Raw genomic sequence first — 19084 nt, forward strand, 5'->3', positions numbered from 1 at the left:
GGAGGCAACGCCTCCCACCACTTTTCAAGCTTTATAAAACAAGGAGATACGGGACGATGTCTGAAACCGTAAACCTACCCGCACTGGGTGAAAGCGTTACCGAAGGTACGGTAACCCGCTGGCTGAAGCAGGTCGGCGACCGCGTAGAGGTAGACGAGCCGTTGGTGGAAGTTTCCACTGACAAGGTTGACACTGAAGTTCCTTCGCCGGTAGCTGGTGTCATCGAGGAAATCTTCGTGGCCGAGGACGAGGACGCCGAAGTTGGCGCCCCACTGGTTCGCATCGGCGATGGCTCCGGCTCCGGCGACGCTGCACCGGCAGCACCAGCCGCTGAAGAAGCACCTGCCGCACCAGCCGCAGAGGAAGCACCAGCTGAACCGGCAGCCGAAGAAGCTCCTGCAGCCGCACCTGCCGGTGGCGCTGCCTCGGGTACCGAAGTTACCCTTCCAGCCCTGGGCGAGTCGGTGACCGAAGGTACCGTTACCCGCTGGCTGAAGGAAGTTGGCGATGAGGTATCCGTTGACGAGCCGCTGCTTGAGGTTTCCACCGATAAGGTAGACACCGAAGTTCCGTCCCCAGTTGCTGGCACCCTGCTGGAAATTCGCGTTCCAGAAGATGAGACCGCTGAAGTTGGCGCTGTTCTGGCCGTAATCGGTGCCGCTGGCTCCGCTCCAGCAGCTGCTCCAGCCAAGGAAGAGGCTCCAGCTGCTGCTCCTGCAAAGGAAGAGGCTCCAGCTGCTGCTCCTGCAAAGGAAGAGGCTCCTGCTGCCCCAGCTCCTGCCAAGGAAGAGGCTCCGGCCGCCCCAGCTCCAGCCAAGGAAGAAGCACCCGCTGCCCCTGCCGCTCCAGCTGCATCTGCTGCCGAGGCAAACAACGAGTCCGGGTACGTCACCCCTCTGGTACGCCGCCTGGCTAACCAGCACAACATCGACATCGCTTCGGTGAAGGGCACCGGTGTTGGCGGTCGCATCCGCAAACAGGATGTGCTGGACGCTGTTGCCGCCCAGGAAGCTGCTGCTCCAGCTGCTCCTGCCGCCGCTGCTCCTGCCGCCGCAAAGCCGGCTGCACCTGCAGTGGAGGTTTCCTCGCTGCGCGGCACCGAGGAAAAGGCTCCACGTATCCGCCAGGTTATCGCTCGCCGCATGCGCGAGTCCCTGGACATATCGACTCAGCTGACCCAGGTCCACGAAATCGATATGACCCGCATCGTGAAGCTGCGAGCTGCGGCCAAGGCCAACTTCAAGGCCACCAACGGCGTGAACCTCACTTACCTGCCATTCATCGCCAAGGCTGTTGCCGAAGGCCTGAAGGCACACCCTAAGCTGAACGCTGAGTACAACGAAGAGACCCAGAAGATCACCTACCACAATGCCGAGCACTTGGCATTCGCAGTCGACACCGACAAGGGCCTGCTGGTTCCTGTCGTGTCGAACGCTGGCGATCTGAACCTGGCAGGCATGGCTTCGCGCATCGCTGATGTTGCTGCACGCACCCGCAGCAACAAGATCGGTCCAGACGAGCTGTCCGGTGGCACCTTCTCGATCACCAACATCGGTTCGGTTGGCGCACTGTTCGACACCCCGATCATCAACCAGCCACAGGTAGCCATCCTGGGCACCGGTGCGATCGTGAAGCGTCCAATGGTCGTCACCGATGCAGAAGGCAACGATTCGATCGCCATCCGCCACATGATGTACCTGTGCCTGACCTACGATCACCGCCTGGTTGACGGTGCCGATGCAGGCCGCTTCCTGCAGACCGTCAAGGCTCGCCTTGAAGGTGGCGCCTTCGAAGGCGAACTGGGACTGTAAAGATCCAGTCGTGGCCCTCGTAGCCTAGGTAAATAATCGCCCCTGTCGTTGATTCGACAGGGGCGATTCTGCGTTTTCTACGATCAGTCGAAAATAGATTAGGCTAGTGTCATGACTATTCTTCTTTCTCTCCTGATTTTCGTGCATATCTTGGGCGCAGCAGCTATCTTCGGTGGCTGGCTGGCCAACTTCAAGACCCCTACTGTCTCTGTATGGCAGTGGTACGGAGCCATCGTGCAGCTGGTAACGGGTCTGGCCATGGTCGGCATTCTCGAGGCCGGCGACGGTTCGCCAAACCACATGAAGATTGGCATCAAGTCGCTGATTGCAATCATCATCTTGGTCGCAGCTTTCATTGGCCGTAAGAAGATGAAGAACGGCGAGGAAGTTTCTACCGGTATTGCTCACGCAGTGGGCGGCATGGCCTTCATCAACATCGCAATTGCGGTTCTCTGGAGCTAGTCCGTAGCAGCCTTGATGGTGGGAGAAGCAACCAACAGCTTTGAGCAAGCTTTGGTGTCGTCTCCCGCCATTAAGCATTTAACGTCGTAATACCTTGCCGATCTTCCAGCCGCTTTCTTCCAGCACCATTTCAACTTCGATGCGTTGCGGCTCTGCGGCCTGGACGGTGTGCATCGTGACCCCTTCAGCATCCACGTATCGGTATTCCTCTTGGGTCGATGTCGCGGCAAGAATGACAGTGTCACCCTGTCCACGGGCGGATACCACCACATCCGTCAGTTTTGTGCGCAAGCCTTCAAGTCCCAAACCCAAATCCAGAAGCTGATCTATCGTTTCGAGATCTCGCTGCAATTGCTCGGCTCCCGGAGTGTAGAGCCCCTTGAGTTTCTCCCCCGCCAGCTGACCCATCGCTTTGTCTCGTTCTCGTGAAAGTGCCAAGAATGCAGAGACCACTGTATCCCGATTCAATGCACAGGCGGGCACTTGCGCACCATCCATGATTCTGCAGTCTAGGTCTGCTGGGGGCGCCATTGCCGGCGCAGTCGCTTCCTTCGCCTCAGCGGCCCGGAAATGATTGACGCCCAGCATGCTCCCGAATATGACCATGATGCCCAAGACTGCAGCACCAGCCAGCTTCACGGCCCCGGGTGTCCTGCGCAACCGATGGCTGTGCCAGGATTCATCATTCCCGCTGTTCCGCTGCCTTGCTGCGTTATCCCTTGCGCGCTTTGAGCGCCTGTGCGCAGCACCCGATTCCTGGGTTGGATGGATGGTTTCCATCAGATGAGTAGCTTCAGCAGCTACATGACCTTCCCAATGGATGGGCTCAGCTGGACAGCTCGCGAACAGCGTTCGAGCAAACTGGTCGGCGGTTGGCCTCGCTTGCGGCACCGGATTCATGGAATCAATCAAGAGCTCATGAATAATCGAGGGGACGCCGGGGAACATCACGCTAGCTGGTGGACGCATCAGTTCCTCTTCGGGAACCCGTCCCGACAGGAGAAACCACAAGCAGGCGCCCAGCGAGTACACGTCCTGCTCTCCAGCTTGGCTTTCCATCGCCCCGGCCTGCATTTCAGGGGCGACGAATCCGGGTGTGCCGGAACCAGTAAGCGCTTGACTTGACGAAGCAGCTTCCTGGAAGTCGATGATCTTCGGCATGCCCTTGGCGGTCAGCAGGATGTTGGCTGGCGACAAGTCCCCATGGCGTTGGCCCTGCGAATGCATGACCGATAGAGTTTGCGCAATGGGAGCCAACGCAGTCACGCATTCACCAAGCGCAAAGGCGCTGCGGCTGGAAACGAGGTCTGCCAAACTCCCGCCGGGACAATATTCCATGACCAGCCCCTCACCGAATTGAGTCGGCAGGGTTCCGTAAAAATCGACGACATATTTCCGCGACTGCCTGACCTCTTCCTGGCGCAGAGAAGTGATGTTTTCCATAGTCAGGCTAAGTTTAAGCGTCAGATACATCTGGTCGCTTTCCCTCCGGATCAGCCAAACTTTGCATGGTGACTTGGCACTTAGCGGCTTGACAGTCACATGCCCAGGGCTTGTCGGCCACGCTAGAACATTCGTTGATTCATCCATGTTTCCGTTGTATCCCACAAACAGGAAATGCAAGCTGGATATCCACAAGCAAGCTGAACGGCACTGAATTAGCGACCGATCGTTCAAGAGCGTAGGCTAGCCGTCATGGCGATCGAATTCGAACGAGTCGGACTAGGCTCAAAATTTGTGCCCTACATGGAAGCTTGGGATTATCAGATCCAACTGCATGATGCGGTAGCCGCGGACACGCAAACCCCTAGAGTCCTGTTCCTGGAGCACGAAGCGGTTTATACCGCAGGCAAGCGCACCGAACCCGAAGACCTCCCGCTGGACGGCACCCCCGTCGTGGATGTGGACCGCGGTGGCAAGTTGACCTGGCATGGCCCGGGACAGCTCATTGGCTACCCCATTGTCAAGCTCCGCAAGATCAGCGCAATCCGGCTTTACGTGGAGACCCTGGAAGAAGCCCTAATTAACGTCGTGAGCGAGCTTGGCATTCCAACGGCCCAGATCAAGGGCCGTTCCGGAGTTTGGGTACCAGGCAAAGACGGCGCGCAGGACCGCAAGATTGCAGCCATCGGCATCCGTATCAACCACGGCGTCACCATGCACGGATTCGCCTTGAACTGCTCGAACGCGCTTTCCGCATACGACCAGATCATCCCCTGCGGCATCTCCGATGCAGGTGTCACCACCATTTCCGAAGAACTGGGCCGTACCGTCACCCCTGAAGACGTCGTTGACCGAGTTCAAGCGGAAATAGAGCGTCTGCTTACCCCGCAAGTCGTCTAGACAACCACTCACTTCATTCAGAAAGAGCAGTCAATGAGCATCGAGCCAGAAGGCCGTCGACTACTGCGCGTCGAAAAGCGCAACTCCGCCGTTCCCGTGGAGCGCAAGCCCGAGTGGATCAAGGCGAAACTCAACATCGGCCCGGAATACGTGGGGCTGAAGAACCTGGTGCAGTCCGAGGGGCTGCACACCGTCTGCGAAGAGGCAGGCTGCCCGAATATCTTCGAGTGCTGGGAAGACCACGAGGCCTCGTTCCTCATCGGCGGTTCCGAATGCACCCGCCGTTGCGACTTCTGCCAGATTGCCACCGGCAAGCCGGTGGCCATCGACCGCTCGGAACCTTTCAAGGTGGCCATGAGCGTGAAGAAGATGGATTTGCGCTACGCCACCGTCACCGGTGTTGCCCGCGATGACCTCGAAGACGAGGGCACGTGGCTGTACGCGGAGACGGTGCGGCAGATCCACAAGATGAACCCGAACACCGGCGTCGAGTTGCTGATTCCCGACTTCAGCGGCAAGCCCGAGAACCTGGATGTCATCTGCGATTCGGAGCCGGAGGTCTACGCCCACAATGTCGAGACCGTGCCCCGCCTGTTCAAGCGCATTCGCCCGGCCTTCCGCTACGAACGTTCCATGGATGTCATCACCCACGGCCACAAGCGCGGATTGATCACCAAGTCAAACCTGATCCTGGGCATGGGCGAAACTCGTGAAGAAATTTCAGAGGCCATGCGCGACCTCTATGAGGCCGGCTGCGATCTGCTCACCTTGACCCAGTACCTGCGCCCCACGGACCTGCATTTGCCAGTTGACCGTTGGGTCACTCCGCAGGAGTTCCTTGAACTTCAGCAGGAAGCCGAAGAACTCGGATTCTCGGGCGTCATGGCCGGGCCACTGGTTCGCTCTTCCTACCGCGCTGGCCGTCTCTGGGCTGGTGCCATGCGCAAGAAGGGCCGGGAAATCCCTGAGGCCCTGTCGCATATCGAGTCCTCGGGCAACACTCGCCAGGAAGCAGCTTCGCTGATCAAGTAGCTGGTTCTTGCGAACCAGTTTGGACGATGGCCCCGGGCCTGCAGATGGAAACCATCGCGGGTTCCGGGGCCATTCCACTGCCCGTTCATGGACAATTCAGCCGAAAATGCCATGTTCGTTCCAGCACGGCTTAGAACTATCAACTTCATCGCGTAGAATTAAGGCACTATGGCCAAAAACTCCGACAACGACGCAGCCGCGCCTAAGCGTGGCTTGTTTTCGCGTAAACCAAAAGCTGAGAAGAAGAACAAAGAACCAGGCCGCCTGAAGCAAATTGGCCAGGTCTTCCAGATGACGCGCCGCAACGACCCTATGGTCGTGTGGTGGATGGCATTGGCCGCCTTGGCCGTCATTGCTGTCTGCTTAGTTATCGGCTTCTTGATCAATAACTGGATCACGATGTTGATCATCGCAATCCCGTTGGCGCTTCTTGCTGCAATGTTCATCATGTCGCGCCGTGCCGAGAAGGCTGCGTTCTCGCAGCTTGAGGGTCGCCCAGGTGCCGCTGGCGCTGCTATGAGCGTGCTGCGTCGCGGCTGGATCCTGAAGCAGGAACCGGTTGCCTACAACCGCCACCAGGATCTGGTGTTCCTCGGCATCGGCCGTCCAGGCATCGTCCTGGTCACCGAGGGCCCGAAGAACCGCGTTCGCGAACTTGCCGCATCCGAGCGCAAGCGCATTGCCCGTGTTCTGCCGAACGTGCCTGTGCACATCATCAACGCTGGTTCCGAAGAAGGCCAGACTCCATTGGCTGAAGTTGGCAAGGCAATGAAGAAGCTTCCGAAGTCGATTACGAAGCTGGAAGTCAGCGCAATCGACAAGCGTCTGAGCACGTTGACTGCGAACCGTCTGCCCATCCCCAAGGGCGTAGATCCAAACCGCGTACGTCCAAACCGCCGCGCTATGCGTGGACGCTAAAGACAGCACTAAAGAAGCCGCAACAGGATTTTCCTGTTGCGGCTTCTTTAGTGCTGTCCGGACCTGAAGGCTAGGAGATATTCACCAAGATGGTTTTCGGCAACCGATCATGAAGGCCACGCTGGTCCTTGTCGGTAATGAAGGCCGGAATAGCCAAGCAAAGCAGCAACGAACGGCTCAAGCCTTGCAATGGCTTGATCGCGGTTCCATCCAGCGCCTGCACCTGCATGCCAAAGGTGCGATGACCGATCGTGTGCCCCGTGAACCCGACACCGATGATCTGCCCGGCACAAAACAGGCCCAGCGTTGCCAGGTCATGGCTATTGAACAGCCACCAGCTGAGCAGCATGGACAGTCCCCAGTCCAGGAGCAGGGCGCCGACCCTTCGCGGGAACCTGGCAACGGAGCCAGGACCCTTGACTGGGCGTCCCATATCCTGTCCGGGCCATTCTTGCGTATTGTGCTGCGGCGGCCCTTCAAGCCACGAGCTGAAGTCTTTTCTTTCCACCTATACAGTCTATCCAGCGATTCTGTGCGCCAGTTAGAACCCCATAACGCGGTAGCAAGTATCCAAGTCAGATTGTTACAGCTGGCAATCTGCGCAGATCAGATCGATACGACACGCCCGGATTCTCCGCTTGTAACAGGTTGGAAACAATAGAGACACCATTCAGAAATGGATTATAGGTAAGCTTGATACGTAAGCAAGAGGACCAGGCAGATAATTCTGGCTACGGGTTCCGTTTACCAAACCTCATATCTCACCAGGGAGTCACCTGCACATGTTTACCAGTCCAGAAGAAGTCTTGGCATATATTGCCGAAGAGGACATCAAGTTCGTCGATATCCGTTTCACCGACCTACCAGGTGTACAGCAACACTTCAACGTGCCGGCCAAGTCCGTGGATGCCGACTTCTTCGTCAACGGCCAGCTCTTTGATGGTTCTTCCATCCGCGGCTTCGCCGGCATCTCTGAGTCCGACATGCAGCTGATCCCAGATGTCACCACCGGTTTCATCGATCCGTTCCGCCTGGAAAAGACCCTGGCCTTCAACTTCTCGATCATCAACCCACGCACCGGTGAGCCTTACCACCGCGACCCACGTGGCGTTGCCGAGCGTGCTGAGGCATACCTGGAATCCACCGGCATCGCTGACACCGCATTCTTCGCCCCAGAAGCTGAATTCTTCATCTTCGAAGACGTTCGCTACGAATCCAAGCCGCAGGGCGCGTTCTACTCGATCGATTCCGACGAAGCACCCTGGAACACCGGTCGCAAGGAAGAAGGCGGCAACCAGGGGTACAAGACTGCTTTCAAGGGCGGCTACTTCCCTGTTGCACCAACCGACAAGCAGGCCGACCTGCGCGACGCCATCTGCGTTGAGCTGGATAAGGCAGGCCTTGAGGTAGAGCGCAGCCACCACGAAGTTGGCGCAGCCGGCCAGGCCGAAATCAACTACAAGTTCAACACCATGGTGCACGCCGCGGACGAACTGATGCTCTTCAAGTACATCGTGAAGAACGTGGCCGACGCCTGGGGCAAGTCCGCGACCTTCATGCCGAAGCCTGTCTTCGGCGACAACGGCTCGGGCATGCACGTCCACCAGTCGCTGTGGTCCAACGGCGATCCGCTGTTCTACGACGAAAAGGGGTACGCCGGCCTGTCCGACACCGCTCGCTGGTACATCGGCGGCCTGCTGAAGCACGCAGACGCCGTGCTCGCGTTCACCAACCCAACCGTGAACTCCTACCGTCGTCTGGTCAAGGGCTTCGAGGCCCCGGTGAACATGGTGTACTCGCAGGGCAACCGCTCCGCTGGCATCCGCATCCCGATCACCGGTTCGAACCCGAAGGCCAAGCGCATCGAGTTCCGCGCCCCGGATGCTTCCTCGAACCCGTACCTGGCCTTCGCAGCGCAGCTGATGGCTGGCCTGGACGGAATCAAGAACCGCATCGAACCAGCAGAGCCAATCGACAAGGACCTCTACGAGCTTCCTGCCGAAGAGGCCAAGGAAATCCAGCGCGCACCTGAAAGCCTCGAAGAAGCGCTGAAGGCTCTGGAAGCCGACCACGAGTTCCTGCTCGAAGGCGGCGTCTTCACCGAGGACCTGATCCAGACTTGGATCGAGTACAAGCGTGAAAACGAAATCAAGCCACTGAGCCTGCGCCCGAACCCATACGAATTCGAGCTCTACTATGGCTGCTAATCACCGTCTCGTACGGTAACGGCTCAACGCCGGGTCCCGCCTGTTGGCGGGACCCGGCGTTGTTTCGTCTCGGGGTAGGCTGGCGTCATGAACATTACAACTTGGGTCAGGGTGCAGCGCGAAGACGGTGAAACCGTCGGTTATCTCGACCCAGCGGATCCCGACTACCAGCGGGTGACCCCGCGCAATGTCTTGGGCCACGCCGTAGCCGATGATTGCGACTACCTTGACGGCGAACAGCTGCTCGTCGAGCGCGGCATCAGCGAGTTGATGAATTCCTGGGTGCTGGATGCCGGATCCTGCGACGCTACTGAATTGCTGTCCATCGTGGAGGTCTCGCCCCACGGCATTGTGCTGGCCAATGCGTTGCGGGCTAAGGCATTGCAGCCTGCCGAACGCATCCATGTCCCGTGGCCTGATGTGGAGCATCGGCTGGCACCAGTCCAGCGCTGATACGGCGGCGGCTAGTATTCCTGCTTGTCGCCCTTGGCGGTCCACGCCTCGAAAGCGGCAAGGGCTGAAGGCATGTCGACCTTGGTGAAGGGGATGCGGCGTTGGCTCATGGGCAGTTCCAGCTCGGTGTAGATGAAGTTGTCGTCGAAACCGATGCTTGCCGCGTCCTGCCGGTCGTTGGCATAGTAGACGTGCTTGAATCGCGCCCAGTAGATGGCGCCGAGGCACATCGGGCACGGCTCGCAACTGGTGTACAGCTCGCACTGGGACAAATCGAAAGTCCCGAGCTCCTGCCCGGCTTTGCGGATCACATTGACTTCCGCGTGGGCTGTCGGATCGGAATCATGCACCACGGTGTTGTAGCCGGCGGCAATGACCTTGCCGTCCAGTACCACTACGGCCCCAAATGGGCCGCTGTCGTTGCTGCCCAACGCCAGCAACGACTGGTCGACCGCTGCCTGCATTAGCTGTGGATCCATGGCCTGCTCCCCTCGCACCATCGGCGCCATCAGGCACTGCGCAAACGCCGAACCGAAATCTGGATCTGGGTGCCTAGCATATCCCCTTATCAGACTCCGGTGCGAGGACTTCGGAAAATTGATGCTGTGGCGACCGCACCCTGCGCGCGGCGATGTCCAGAGTTATCGTTGGCGTAGCGCCCGTAGGTAGCGCCATCGAGTAAGCTTCTGCGCGCCGAGCAGCAGCCAGAAGACCAAACGCCAGGCCCGGCGATCCGACGCGGCCGTGAGCGAACGGATTTCCAAAAACACTGATGACCCCAGCCGACGCAGGATGAACGCTTCCTCCCCGGAGACCGGGTGCCCGGGCAACGTTCGATAGGCGAATCCCACAACATCGCTGCGTTCAAGGACTTCCACAACCTCAACGGGCTCGTGGATGGACACCTGCCCCACCGGGACGATGATCTGCGGCTTGGCTCCGCTGCGGACTTTGTCCTGCGGGCTGATGCGAAATCCGCTGCGGGTCTTCACCTCCCAGCGCAGCAGCGCGACCGCGGCCTGCCCCCAGAATGCTTCGCCCGAGCCCAGATAGGCTTGGCGTTGCCACACCCGGTAGCGCCCGAGCTCAGGGTTCCACAGCTTCTCGCTGATCCGTGTCAGGGACATCCGGGTTAGTCTTCGAAGCCGTAGAACAGCTGCTCGAACAGGGCTCGCGAGTGCCTGGTGGCGCGCAGGTAGTCTTCTTCCAGTTCCATGCCGGTGTTCGGCTCATAGCCGCACCAGCGAGCCACGGCTTCCATATCGCGCGCCGAGCTGGGCAGCACATCGCTGGAACGTCCGGAGGTGATGATCTCGGCACTGCGGATCCGGGTAGCCAGCCGCCAGGCAGTCGCCAGCAGCTCGCTGTCTTGCTCGGAGATGAGCTCCAGTTTGGCCAATTTTTCCAACGCCTTGAGCGTGGATGTGGTGCGCAAGGATTCGTGTTTCCACGCGTATTTCAGCTGGTAGAACTGCACCAGCCATTCGATATCCGACAGCGAGCCGCGTCCCAGCTTCAGGTGGCGGTTCGGGTCGGCACCGCGCGGGAGCCGTTCAGACTCGACGCGGGCCTTGATCTTGCGGATTTCACGAATCTCCGTGTCTTCGAGCCCCTTGCCATAGCGCACCGGCTTGATCAGTTCCATGAAGTCTGCGGCCAACTGGTCGTCTCCGGCAAACGGGCGGGCACGCTGCAATGCCTGGCGCTCCCAGATTTCCACCCAACGCTGGTAGTAGCTGGCGTAGGCGTCAATCGACCGGACCAGCATGCCTTGGCGGCCCTCGGGACGAAGATCCGAGTCGACCTTCAATTTCACTTCCGCTGGAATCGCCGGCTTCAAAGGCTTCGAAGTCCACGACACCAGGTCGGTGACCACCCGAAGCGCTTGTTCCTGGGCGGCTTGGTCTTTGGCGCCGGGGACCGGACGCTGGACAAACAGAACGTCCGCATCGGAGCCGTACCCGATTTCCCGACCGCCTTGGCGGCCCATGGCAATGACCGCAATTACCGCATGCTCCCCGTGCTTGGCCTGGTCGTCAGCCAAAAGGACCTTCAGCACCCCGTCCACCATGGCGGCGTCAATGTTCGACAGGGCATTGCCGACTTCATCAACAGTTAGCAGGCCCGCTCCGTCGGCCAGCGCAACACGCAAGAACTCGCGGCGGCGCACCATGCGGATCATCCGGATGGCCGCCTCGGGCTGTTTTGTGCGATGGATGATGGAAGTGTTCTGCTGCAGCAGGTTCTCGAAGGTCTGCGGCGCCAATGAGGCGTCAGAGCCCAGCCAGGCGGCTGCGGCAGGCTCATTGGCCAGCAGATCAGTCAGGAAGCGCGTGTTCGACAGCAGATGGCTCAATCGCTCGGCGGCGGCATTCGTATCGCGCAGCATGCCGAGGAACCAATGGGACTTCCCCAGCGCCTCGCTGAGCCTGCGGAAGCCCAGCAAACCTGCGTCCGGGTCCACCCCGCGGGCAAACCAGTCCAAGAGCACCGGGAGCAATTGCCGCTGCAGGGAGGCGCTGCGCGAGACCCCGCCGGTCAAGGCTTCGATATGCCGCATCGCTGCCTTGGGGTCGAGATAACCCAGGGCGCGAAGTCGGGCCTGCGCGGATTCTGCGGTGAGCCTGACATCATCGGCCGAGAGGTTGGAACTGCTCACCAGCAGCGGCCGGTAGAAAATACGCTCGTGCAGCGAACGCACCATGCGCTTGGTTTCATTCCACCGGCGCATCAGCTTCTCCGGGCTGCTCGGCTGCAGGTCTCCGGCACCGCGAATTGATCGCGCCAGTACGCGCTGGGCACTTTCGGCCCGGGGCATCAAATGGGTTCGGCGCAATTGGCTGAGCTGGATTCGGTGCTCCAGCAAACGCAGGAAACGGTAGGAGTCATCGAAATTCGTGGCGTCGTCACGGCCAATGTAGCCGGTGTCGCTCATGGCTTGGATGGCCAGGGTGGTTGTTGCCACCTGAATGGCAGGTTCCACACGTCCATGGACAAGCTGGAGCAGCTGGACGGTGAATTCGACGTCGCGCAGCCCGCCGGGGCCGAGCTTGATCTGCCACGCGACGTCTTGCTTGTCGATGTTGTCGCTGACGCGGCGGCGCATCGCTTGGACCGATTCGACAAAACCCTCGCGTTCAGAACTGGACCACACCATGGGCGAGACCATGCGCTCGTAGGAGCGTCCCAGTTCCTTGTCTCCGGCTATGGCGCGGGCCTTGAGCAAGGCTTGGAATTCCCATGAGTGGGCCCAACGCCGGTAGTACGCTTCATGGGAAGAAAGCGTACGGGTCAACGCCCCGTCCTTGCCCTCGGGGCGGAGATTCGCGTCCACTTCCCACAGCATCGGCTCCGGTCCTGGCACCATCAGGGCACGCGCCGTGTTGCCGCAGATGACCGTGGCGATCGCGGCGGCGAGATCTTCGTCCATGCCCAGGGCTGAATCATGGACATAGATAACGTCCACGTCAGAGATGTAGTTCAGTTCACGTGCACCGCATTTGCCCATGCCGATGATGGTGATCTTCACCCGGTCGACGTCGTCCGCATCATATTGTTCGGCGGCTTCGGCCCGGGCAATGGCCAGGGCTCCTTCGAGCGCGGCCCCAGCCATGTCGGCCAGTTCGGCGGCAACCTTGGGCAGGATGCGCTGCGGCTGGGTGGATCCCAAGTCCCGGTGTGCCAGCGATAGCAAGGCCTTTCGGTAGGCGGTGCGCAAACGCTGGCGTGCTTCAGCACCGGTATAGGAAGAAACCCAGTGCCCGCCCTCGGATTCATTGGCCTCGATGGAAGCCAGCAAGTCCTCGACCAGTTGATCCGAGGGAACGGACTCGAATTCGCCTGGAGGAGCTTGGCGGACGATATCCAAGGCCTCGGGGCAGCGTATGAGGAACTCGCCCAGCGCCGACGAGCTGCCCAGGAGCCTTACCAGCCCTTGGCAGCTGGCCGGCTGCGTGAAGATGTCGATGGCTTCCGGATGCCGGTCAACCAACCTCAGCGCCAGCAGCAGCGCCTGATCCGGATCTGGCGCGTGCGCCATCTTGCTCACGATCAGGTGGGGATCAATCTTGGACAATTCCTTGGATTGAAGGAAATTCTTGGCCCGTTCGACGTCGCTGAAGCCAGCGTTGATCAATGCTCGCGAGGGTACTTCCGGCATGGTTTCTCGTGTTCTCCCGCATTTCGCCGCGCAGCTTCACGCGGCGAAGTCTCTAGAGGATTCCCAAATACTTGTTCAGTTCGTATGGGGTGATGACCTGGCGGTACTCTTCCCATTCGGTGCGCTTGTTCGACAGGAACGAGTTGAACACCTGTTCGCCGAGGATCTCGGCCATGAGTTCCGACTCTTCCATAGCGCGCAATGCGTCGTGCAGGCTGCCGGGCAGCGGAACGTGGCCCGAAGCACGGCGTTCCGCCGTGGAGAGGCTCCAGACATCGTCCTCGGTCGGCTCCTCCAGCTCGTAGTCTTCGCGGATGCCCTTCAGGCCGGCGCCGAGCAAGACTGCATAGGCGAGGTACGGGTTCGCTGCCGAGTCGATCCCGCGGTATTCGACGCGGGCCGACTGGCCTTTGCCCGGCTTGTAGAGCGGCACGCGGACCAGTGCCGAACGGTTGTTGTGTCCCCACGAACGGTGGCTCGGCGCTTCTCCCCCGCCCCACAAGCGCTTGTACGAGTTCACGTACTGGTTGGTGATGGCGGTCATTTCCGGCGCGTGGTGCAGGATGCCTGCGATGAAGGAGCGCGCCACGTCGGAGAGCTGGTATTCGCGGCCTGCTTCGAAGAATGCGTTCGCATCGCCTTCGAACAATGAGAAGTGGGTGTGCATGCCGCTGCCCGGATGGTCGGCAAAGGGCTTGGGCATGAAGGTCGCGTGGATTCCCTTCTGCATCGCCATTTCCTTGATGACGGTACGGAAGGTCATGATGTTGTCGGCGGTCTGCAGCGCATCGGCGTAGCGCAAATCGATTTCGTTCTGGCCCGGGCCGTTTTCATGGTGGGAGAACTCCACCGAAATGCCCAGGGCTTCCAGCGTGGTCACCGACGCGCGGCGGAAGTCCTGTCCCACGCCATCTGGCACATGGTCGAAGTAGCCGCCGTTGTCGATCGGCTGCGGACGGCCATTGGCATCCAGCTGATCGTTCTGCAGCAAATAGAATTCGATCTCCGGATGGGTGTAGCAAGTGAAGCCCATGTTGGAGGCTTCGGCCAGCTGGCGCTTGAGCACCTGGCGCGGATCGGCGTTGGATGGCTGGCCTTCCGGAGTCAGGATGTCGCAGAACATGCGGGAAGTCGGTTCAACCTCGCCACGCCAAGGAAGAATCTGGAAGGTGGCAGGATCGGGCTGAAGCAGCATGTCAGATTCCGAGATCCGGGACAGTCCGTCAATGGAGGAACCGTCAAAGCCCAGACCTTCTTCGAAAGCATCTTCAACTTCAGCAGGAGCCAGGGCCACGGACTTGAGTGAACCAACCACGTCGGTAAACCACATTCGCACAAATCGAACGTCGCGTTCTTCAATGGTGCGCAGTACGAATTCCTGCTGACGATCCATTTTCCACCACCTTCGGGATTCTGATATCCGGCGCTGATTACAACCGGCAAGAAAATTGACCTGTGGCAACACTATATCGGGTCAGGACGGTCCCCACGATCTGCATCGCCCTGTCCAAGTGCGATAAAGTCGTTTCATGCCACAACCATACCTAGGGATTCCTGAAAAAGGCCCGTCCCGTATCCGACTTCATCATTTGCAGAAGGCCAAGGACAATGGCGAAAAATTCGCGATGTTAACTGCTTATGACGTCATGATGGCCGAAATTTTCGATTCGGCGGGGATCGAGATCCTGCTGGTTGGCGACTCAGCCGCCAATACCGTCCTCGGCTACGAGTCCACGCTGCCGATCAGCCTCGACGAAATGATCGTCTTCACCAAAGCTGTTGCCAATGGCGCCAAGCGCGCGTTGGTCGTCGCCGACTTGCCGTTTGGCAGCTACGAGCAGTCTCCGGCACAGGCCGTGGCGACCGCGGTGCGCCTGATGAAGGAAGGCCATGCCCACGCGGTCAAGATGGAAGGCACCGCGCAATACGCCGAGCACGTTCGCGCCATGGTCCTTGCCGGTGTGCCCGTCATCGGGCACATCGGGTTCACCCCGCAGTCCGAGCATGCATTGGGCGGGTACCGCGTGCAGGGCCGCGGCGACGCCGTCGCGCAGATGAAGCACGACGCTGTCGCATTGCAAGATGCCGGCGCCTTCTGCATCCTGATGGAAATGGTGCCAAGCCCGGTCGCCGCCGAAATCGATGCCGCGCTGAAGGTCCCGACCATTGGCATCGGCGCCGGCAACTCCACCACCGGACAAGTCCTGGTCTGGCAGGACATGCTTGGCCTTGGCGGGGGCCGCACCCCACGCTTCGTCAAGAAGTACGCAGATCTGCGTGAGGTTATCGGCACCGCGGTGCGCGAATACCACCAGGACGTCGTAGCCGGCGCTTTCCCGTCCGCAGAGTACGAATTCAAGGAATGAGACTGGCTCACGCCGCATAGCACAATGGTGCGCTTCCAGGTTGCCCAACCCGGAAGCGCACCATCCTGCCATTCACAGCACCGCTGGGCCCGGTGCCTTCAGCGACTACTGGTCGTCTTCCTCCGCCTCGTCCCAGGCTTCATTGCGGGCCTGGACCTTCGCCATCGCGGCTTCGGCTTCAGCAACCGTGTCATATGGCCCGAGCAATTGCGACCAATCAGACTGCGGGCCCTTCTCCACGGTCTTGGTTGAGATGTTGTACCAGTACTGGCCTTCACCCGGGGTGCCAACTGAGCTCATGGAAAACTCCTCTAATCTCGAAACCTGCTATTGCTTCCACGGTATCCCAACCGGTGGAAAATAGGTGCAACACCACCAGTTCTTTCGGCTATCTCTTGGTGAGGCTGAAGATACCTGTAGCTAGAATAAAAGCATGGCTATTGCTTCAACTGCACCACTTGGAAATCTCACCGCCGGCACGGTATCCCCGGAACTTCCGGTACCGAAACACATCGAACGTCCCGAATACGTTGGCAAGAAGGAACCTGCCGCCAACACGGCTTCCGAAGTCAAAAGCCCAGAAGTCATCGAGCGCATCCGGATAGCTTCCAAGATTGCCGCCCAGGCGCTGCAGGAAGTGGGCAGGGCCTGCCAGCCAGGGATAACCACGGATCAGCTGGATCGTCTGGGCCATGAATTCCTCATGGATCACAACGCGTACCCGTCAACCTTGGGCTACCGCGGATTCCCCAAGTCACTGTGCTCGTCATTGAACGAAGTCATCTGCCATGGCATCCCGGACACGACCGTGTTGCAAGATGGGGACATCATCAATATCGATATCACCGCTTATATTGGCGGCGTTCACGGAGACAACAACGCCACCTTCCTGGTCGGTGACGTGGATGAAGAATCCCGCCTGCTGGTTGAGCGCACCGAGAATTCGCTGAAGCGCGCCATCAAAGCCGTGATGCCAGGACGCGAGATCAACGTCATTGGCCGAAGCATTGAAACCTACGCCAAGCGGTTCGGCTACGGCGTGGTCCGGGACTTCACCGGCCACGGAGTGGGAGAAGCCTTCCACTCCGGATTGATCATTCCGCACTATGATGCGGCCCCCGGCTACAACACCCTGATTGAACCGGGCATGGTCTTCACCATCGAACCGATGCTCACCTTGGGCACCATCGAATGGGATATGTGGGAGGACGATTGGACCGTGACGACCAAGGACAAGAAGCGCACCGCGCAGTTCGAGCACACCCTGCTCGTCACCGACGACGGCGCCGAAATCCTCACGCTGCCATAAGCGACTGCCCAGCCTAGCGCAAACGCCAGTGTCCCCAGCCTCGAAAGGCTATGCGCACTGGCGTTTTGCTTTGTACGAAGGCGGCTAGTCGGCCGAAAGCGGACGCCGGGTTCCCTGCGGAACCTTGCCCCGGCGGTCGCGCAAGCGTGCAATGGCCGTCTCGAAATCAGTCAACGACTGGAAGTTATGATAGACACTGGCAAAGCGCAGGTAGGCGACCTCGTCAAGGCGCGATAGCGGCTCCAGAATTGCCAGGCCCACCTGGTGCGCCGGGATTTCGGCGGCACCGGAGGTCCGGACCGCCTCTTCGACTTCCTGGGCCAGGATTGCAAGGTCGTGATCGGTGACCGGACGGCCCTGGCAGGCCTTGCGGACGCCGTTGATGACCTTGTTACGTGAGAACGGTTCTACGGCACCGGACTGCTTGAGCACGTTCAGGCTCGCAGTTTCGGTAGTGGTGAAACGGCGCGAGCAGGCAGTGCATTGGCGGCGGCGACGGATTGAGACGCCGTCGTCGGCCACTCGACTATCGACCACTCGGGAATCGGCATTACGGCAATACGGGCAGTTCACGGCACCTCCATCTGTAGCCCAACAAGTATTCTCGCGCACCTGCGGCGGCAAGAATCAACTCATGTCACCTATCAGTTTAGCGTCTATTGCGCGTTTCGCACCGCGACCGCGTCGCCATGGGCCGGCAGGTCCTCGGCATTGGCAAGATTTATCACGTGAGCGGCCACTTCGCCCAGTGCCGCCTTGTCGTAGTTGATTACCTGGATGGCCTTCAGGAAAGTGTTCACATTCAGGCCCGAGGCGTGCAGCGCCGTGCCGCTGGTTGGCAGCACGTGATTGGAACCTGCGCAGTAGTCGCCCAAGGACACCGGAGCGTAGGCTCCGACGAAAATGGCACCGGCCGCGGTGATGCGGGCGGCGGTGGCTTCCGCGTCGGCCACCATGATTTCCAGGTGCTCGGCAGCGTACGCATTGCACACCTCGATGCCCTGCTCCAGGTCCTTGACCAGAATGATGGCAGACTGGGTACCCGACAGCGCTTCGGTCACGCGGGCCGTGTGCTTCGTGGCGGCTACCTGCTTTTCAAGTTCCTTGCGCACGCCGGCCGCCAGGTCCGGCGAATCGGTTATCAGCACGGCCGCAGCGTTGGCATCGTGTTCTGCCTGCGAGATCATGTCTGCGGCGACAAAGCCCGGGTCGGCTCCCTGATCGGCAAGGATGGCAATTTCCGTGGGACCTGCTTCAGCATCGATTCCCACCACGCCCTTCACCAGTCGCTTGGCGGTGGCCACGAACACGTTGCCCGGGCCGGAGATCACGTCCACCGGTTCGATGCCGCCGCGTTCGTCGTTGGGCACCTCCACCCCGTAAGCGAACGCTGCAACAGCCTGGGCGCCGCCCATGGCGTGCACCTCATCGATGCCCAGCAGCTTGGCCGCAGCCAGGATGGTTGGGTGCGGCAGGCCGCCAAATTCCTTCTGCGGCGGGCTGGCCAGGGCCAGCGAGCTGACCCCGGCAGCCTGGGCAGGCACCGCATTCATGATGACCGAGGAAGGATAGACGGCCAGGCCGCCTGGGACGTACAAGCCGACGCGGCGCACCGGGACCCACCGCTGGGTGACGGTTGCACCGTTGGCGTAGCGCACTTCGGCGTCGTCTGGGCGCTGGGCCTTGGCGAAGACGCGGGCGCGGTCAATGGATTCTTCCAATGCCCGGCGGACCTTCGGTTCCAGTTCTTCCAGGGCACGGTCCAGTTCGTGCTGCGGCACGCGAGTGTGTTCCAGCTCGACATGGTCAAAGCGCTTGGAAAGGTCCTTGAGCGTCTCCATGCCATGGGCGCGCACATCGTCGATGATCTGCTGCACTGCGTCGGCAGCTGTCTGGGAGTTCACCGCCGGGCGGGGCAGTTTGGCCTTCAGCTGCGCGTAGCTCAGGGATTCGTTGCGCCAATCGAGGGTGGCGAGTGCCGAGAATTCAGTTTCTGGAATAGTGCTCACCTTCCTAGTTTAACG

At 60.0% G+C, this 19084-nt stretch carries 18 protein-coding genes; 9 read left to right on the plus strand and 9 right to left on the minus strand.

The window, feature by feature from the left end; translation table 11 throughout:
* Nucleotides 1-56: 56 nt before the first annotated feature.
* Both sucB and ACR9WD_RS10205 read left to right on the plus strand, forming a co-directional pair.
* Nucleotides 57-1811, plus strand: coding sequence for a 2-oxoglutarate dehydrogenase, E2 component, dihydrolipoamide succinyltransferase (sucB, locus tag ACR9WD_RS10200; RefSeq protein ID WP_190263734.1), 1755 nt, complete (start codon nt 57-59; stop codon nt 1809-1811).
* 111 nt (nt 1812-1922) lie between these two features.
* Nucleotides 1923-2273 (plus strand): hypothetical protein, encoded by a 351-nt coding sequence (locus tag ACR9WD_RS10205; protein WP_141358363.1) that lies wholly within the window; start codon nt 1923-1925, stop codon nt 2271-2273.
* Nucleotides 2274-2351: 78 nt separating this feature from the next.
* Here ACR9WD_RS10205 and ACR9WD_RS10210 read toward each other — a convergent pair whose 3' ends face one another.
* On the minus strand, nt 2352-3746 hold the full coding sequence (locus tag ACR9WD_RS10210) for a serine/threonine protein kinase (protein ID WP_038991889.1): 1395 nt from the start codon (nt 3744-3746) through the stop codon (nt 2352-2354).
* A 195-nt stretch (nt 3747-3941) separates the two neighbouring features.
* On the opposite strand from ACR9WD_RS10210, the gene lipB reads away from it, so the two are divergent.
* The 3 genes from lipB (at nt 3942) to ACR9WD_RS10225 (ending at nt 6566) form a co-directional block, all read left to right on the plus strand.
* Nucleotides 3942-4616: a lipoyl(octanoyl) transferase LipB gene (gene lipB / locus ACR9WD_RS10215; protein WP_255314534.1), complete on the plus strand. Its 675-nt coding sequence runs from the start codon at nt 3942-3944 to the stop codon at nt 4614-4616.
* A gap of 33 nt (nt 4617-4649) precedes the next feature.
* On the plus strand, nt 4650-5648 hold the full coding sequence (lipA, locus tag ACR9WD_RS10220) for a lipoyl synthase (RefSeq protein WP_434922033.1): 999 nt from the start codon (nt 4650-4652) through the stop codon (nt 5646-5648).
* A gap of 168 nt (nt 5649-5816) precedes the next feature.
* Nucleotides 5817-6566: a DUF4191 domain-containing protein gene (locus ACR9WD_RS10225; protein ID WP_038993837.1), complete on the plus strand. Its 750-nt coding sequence runs from the start codon at nt 5817-5819 to the stop codon at nt 6564-6566.
* A gap of 70 nt (nt 6567-6636) precedes the next feature.
* On the opposite strand, the gene ACR9WD_RS10230 is transcribed toward ACR9WD_RS10225, so the two are convergent.
* Nucleotides 6637-6999, minus strand: coding sequence for an RDD family protein (locus ACR9WD_RS10230; RefSeq protein ID WP_223308741.1), 363 nt, complete (start codon nt 6997-6999; stop codon nt 6637-6639).
* A gap of 349 nt (nt 7000-7348) precedes the next feature.
* Between ACR9WD_RS10230 and glnA (ACR9WD_RS10235) the strand changes: the two genes are divergently transcribed.
* Both glnA (ACR9WD_RS10235) and ACR9WD_RS10240 read left to right on the plus strand, forming a co-directional pair.
* On the plus strand, nt 7349-8773 hold the full coding sequence (gene glnA / locus ACR9WD_RS10235; protein WP_038993839.1) for a type I glutamate--ammonia ligase: 1425 nt from the start codon (nt 7349-7351) through the stop codon (nt 8771-8773).
* Nucleotides 8774-8860: 87 nt separating this feature from the next.
* Nucleotides 8861-9226: a hypothetical protein gene (locus tag ACR9WD_RS10240; protein ID WP_149597073.1), complete on the plus strand. Its 366-nt coding sequence runs from the start codon at nt 8861-8863 to the stop codon at nt 9224-9226.
* Nucleotides 9227-9237: 11 nt separating this feature from the next.
* On the opposite strand, the gene ACR9WD_RS10245 is transcribed toward ACR9WD_RS10240, so the two are convergent.
* The 4 genes from ACR9WD_RS10245 to glnA (ACR9WD_RS10260) all read right to left on the minus strand — a co-directional run bounded on the left by ACR9WD_RS10245 (nt 9238) and on the right by glnA (ACR9WD_RS10260) (nt 14778).
* Nucleotides 9238-9705, minus strand: coding sequence for a nucleoside deaminase (locus tag ACR9WD_RS10245; RefSeq protein ID WP_038993847.1), 468 nt, complete (start codon nt 9703-9705; stop codon nt 9238-9240).
* 162 nt (nt 9706-9867) lie between these two features.
* Entirely contained in the window at nt 9868-10353 is a 486-nt protein-coding gene (locus tag ACR9WD_RS10250) for a DUF1990 family protein (RefSeq protein WP_434922034.1), read from the minus strand.
* Nucleotides 10354-10358: 5 nt separating this feature from the next.
* Nucleotides 10359-13385 (minus strand): bifunctional [glutamine synthetase] adenylyltransferase/[glutamine synthetase]-adenylyl-L-tyrosine phosphorylase, encoded by a 3027-nt coding sequence (locus ACR9WD_RS10255; protein ID WP_434922035.1) that lies wholly within the window; start codon nt 13383-13385, stop codon nt 10359-10361.
* 52 nt (nt 13386-13437) lie between these two features.
* Entirely contained in the window at nt 13438-14778 is a 1341-nt protein-coding gene (glnA, locus tag ACR9WD_RS10260; protein ID WP_038993843.1) for a type I glutamate--ammonia ligase, read from the minus strand.
* Nucleotides 14779-14914: 136 nt separating this feature from the next.
* Between glnA (ACR9WD_RS10260) and panB the strand changes: the two genes are divergently transcribed.
* Entirely contained in the window at nt 14915-15751 is an 837-nt protein-coding gene (gene panB, locus ACR9WD_RS10265; protein ID WP_038993844.1) for a 3-methyl-2-oxobutanoate hydroxymethyltransferase, read from the plus strand.
* Between the two features lie 105 nt (nt 15752-15856).
* Here panB and ACR9WD_RS10270 read toward each other — a convergent pair whose 3' ends face one another.
* Nucleotides 15857-16051 carry an SPOR domain-containing protein gene (locus ACR9WD_RS10270; RefSeq protein WP_121867019.1) on the minus strand — a complete coding sequence of 65 codons (195 nt, stop codon included), beginning with the start codon at nt 16049-16051 and terminating at the stop codon, nt 15857-15859.
* A 133-nt stretch (nt 16052-16184) separates the two neighbouring features.
* Here ACR9WD_RS10270 and map point away from each other — a divergent pair, with 133 nt between their 5' ends.
* Nucleotides 16185-17060 carry a type I methionyl aminopeptidase gene (map, locus tag ACR9WD_RS10275; protein WP_073706025.1) on the plus strand — a complete coding sequence of 292 codons (876 nt, stop codon included), beginning with the start codon at nt 16185-16187 and terminating at the stop codon, nt 17058-17060.
* An 84-nt stretch (nt 17061-17144) separates the two neighbouring features.
* Here map and nrdR read toward each other — a convergent pair whose 3' ends face one another.
* Together nrdR and hisD are read right to left on the minus strand one after the other, a co-directional pair.
* The gene (nrdR, locus tag ACR9WD_RS10280; RefSeq protein ID WP_434922036.1) at nt 17145-17633 is read right to left on the minus strand and encodes a transcriptional regulator NrdR; all 489 of its coding nucleotides are present in this window, start codon (nt 17631-17633) and stop codon (nt 17145-17147) included.
* Nucleotides 17634-17716: 83 nt separating this feature from the next.
* Entirely contained in the window at nt 17717-19069 is a 1353-nt protein-coding gene (hisD, locus tag ACR9WD_RS10285) for a histidinol dehydrogenase (protein ID WP_073706023.1), read from the minus strand.
* Between the last annotated feature and the right edge of the window lie 15 nt (nt 19070-19084).

It is taken from the genome of Glutamicibacter sp. PAEs-4 (assembly GCF_051161755.1).
GTDB lineage: Bacteria > Actinomycetota > Actinomycetes > Actinomycetales > Micrococcaceae > Glutamicibacter > Glutamicibacter nicotianae.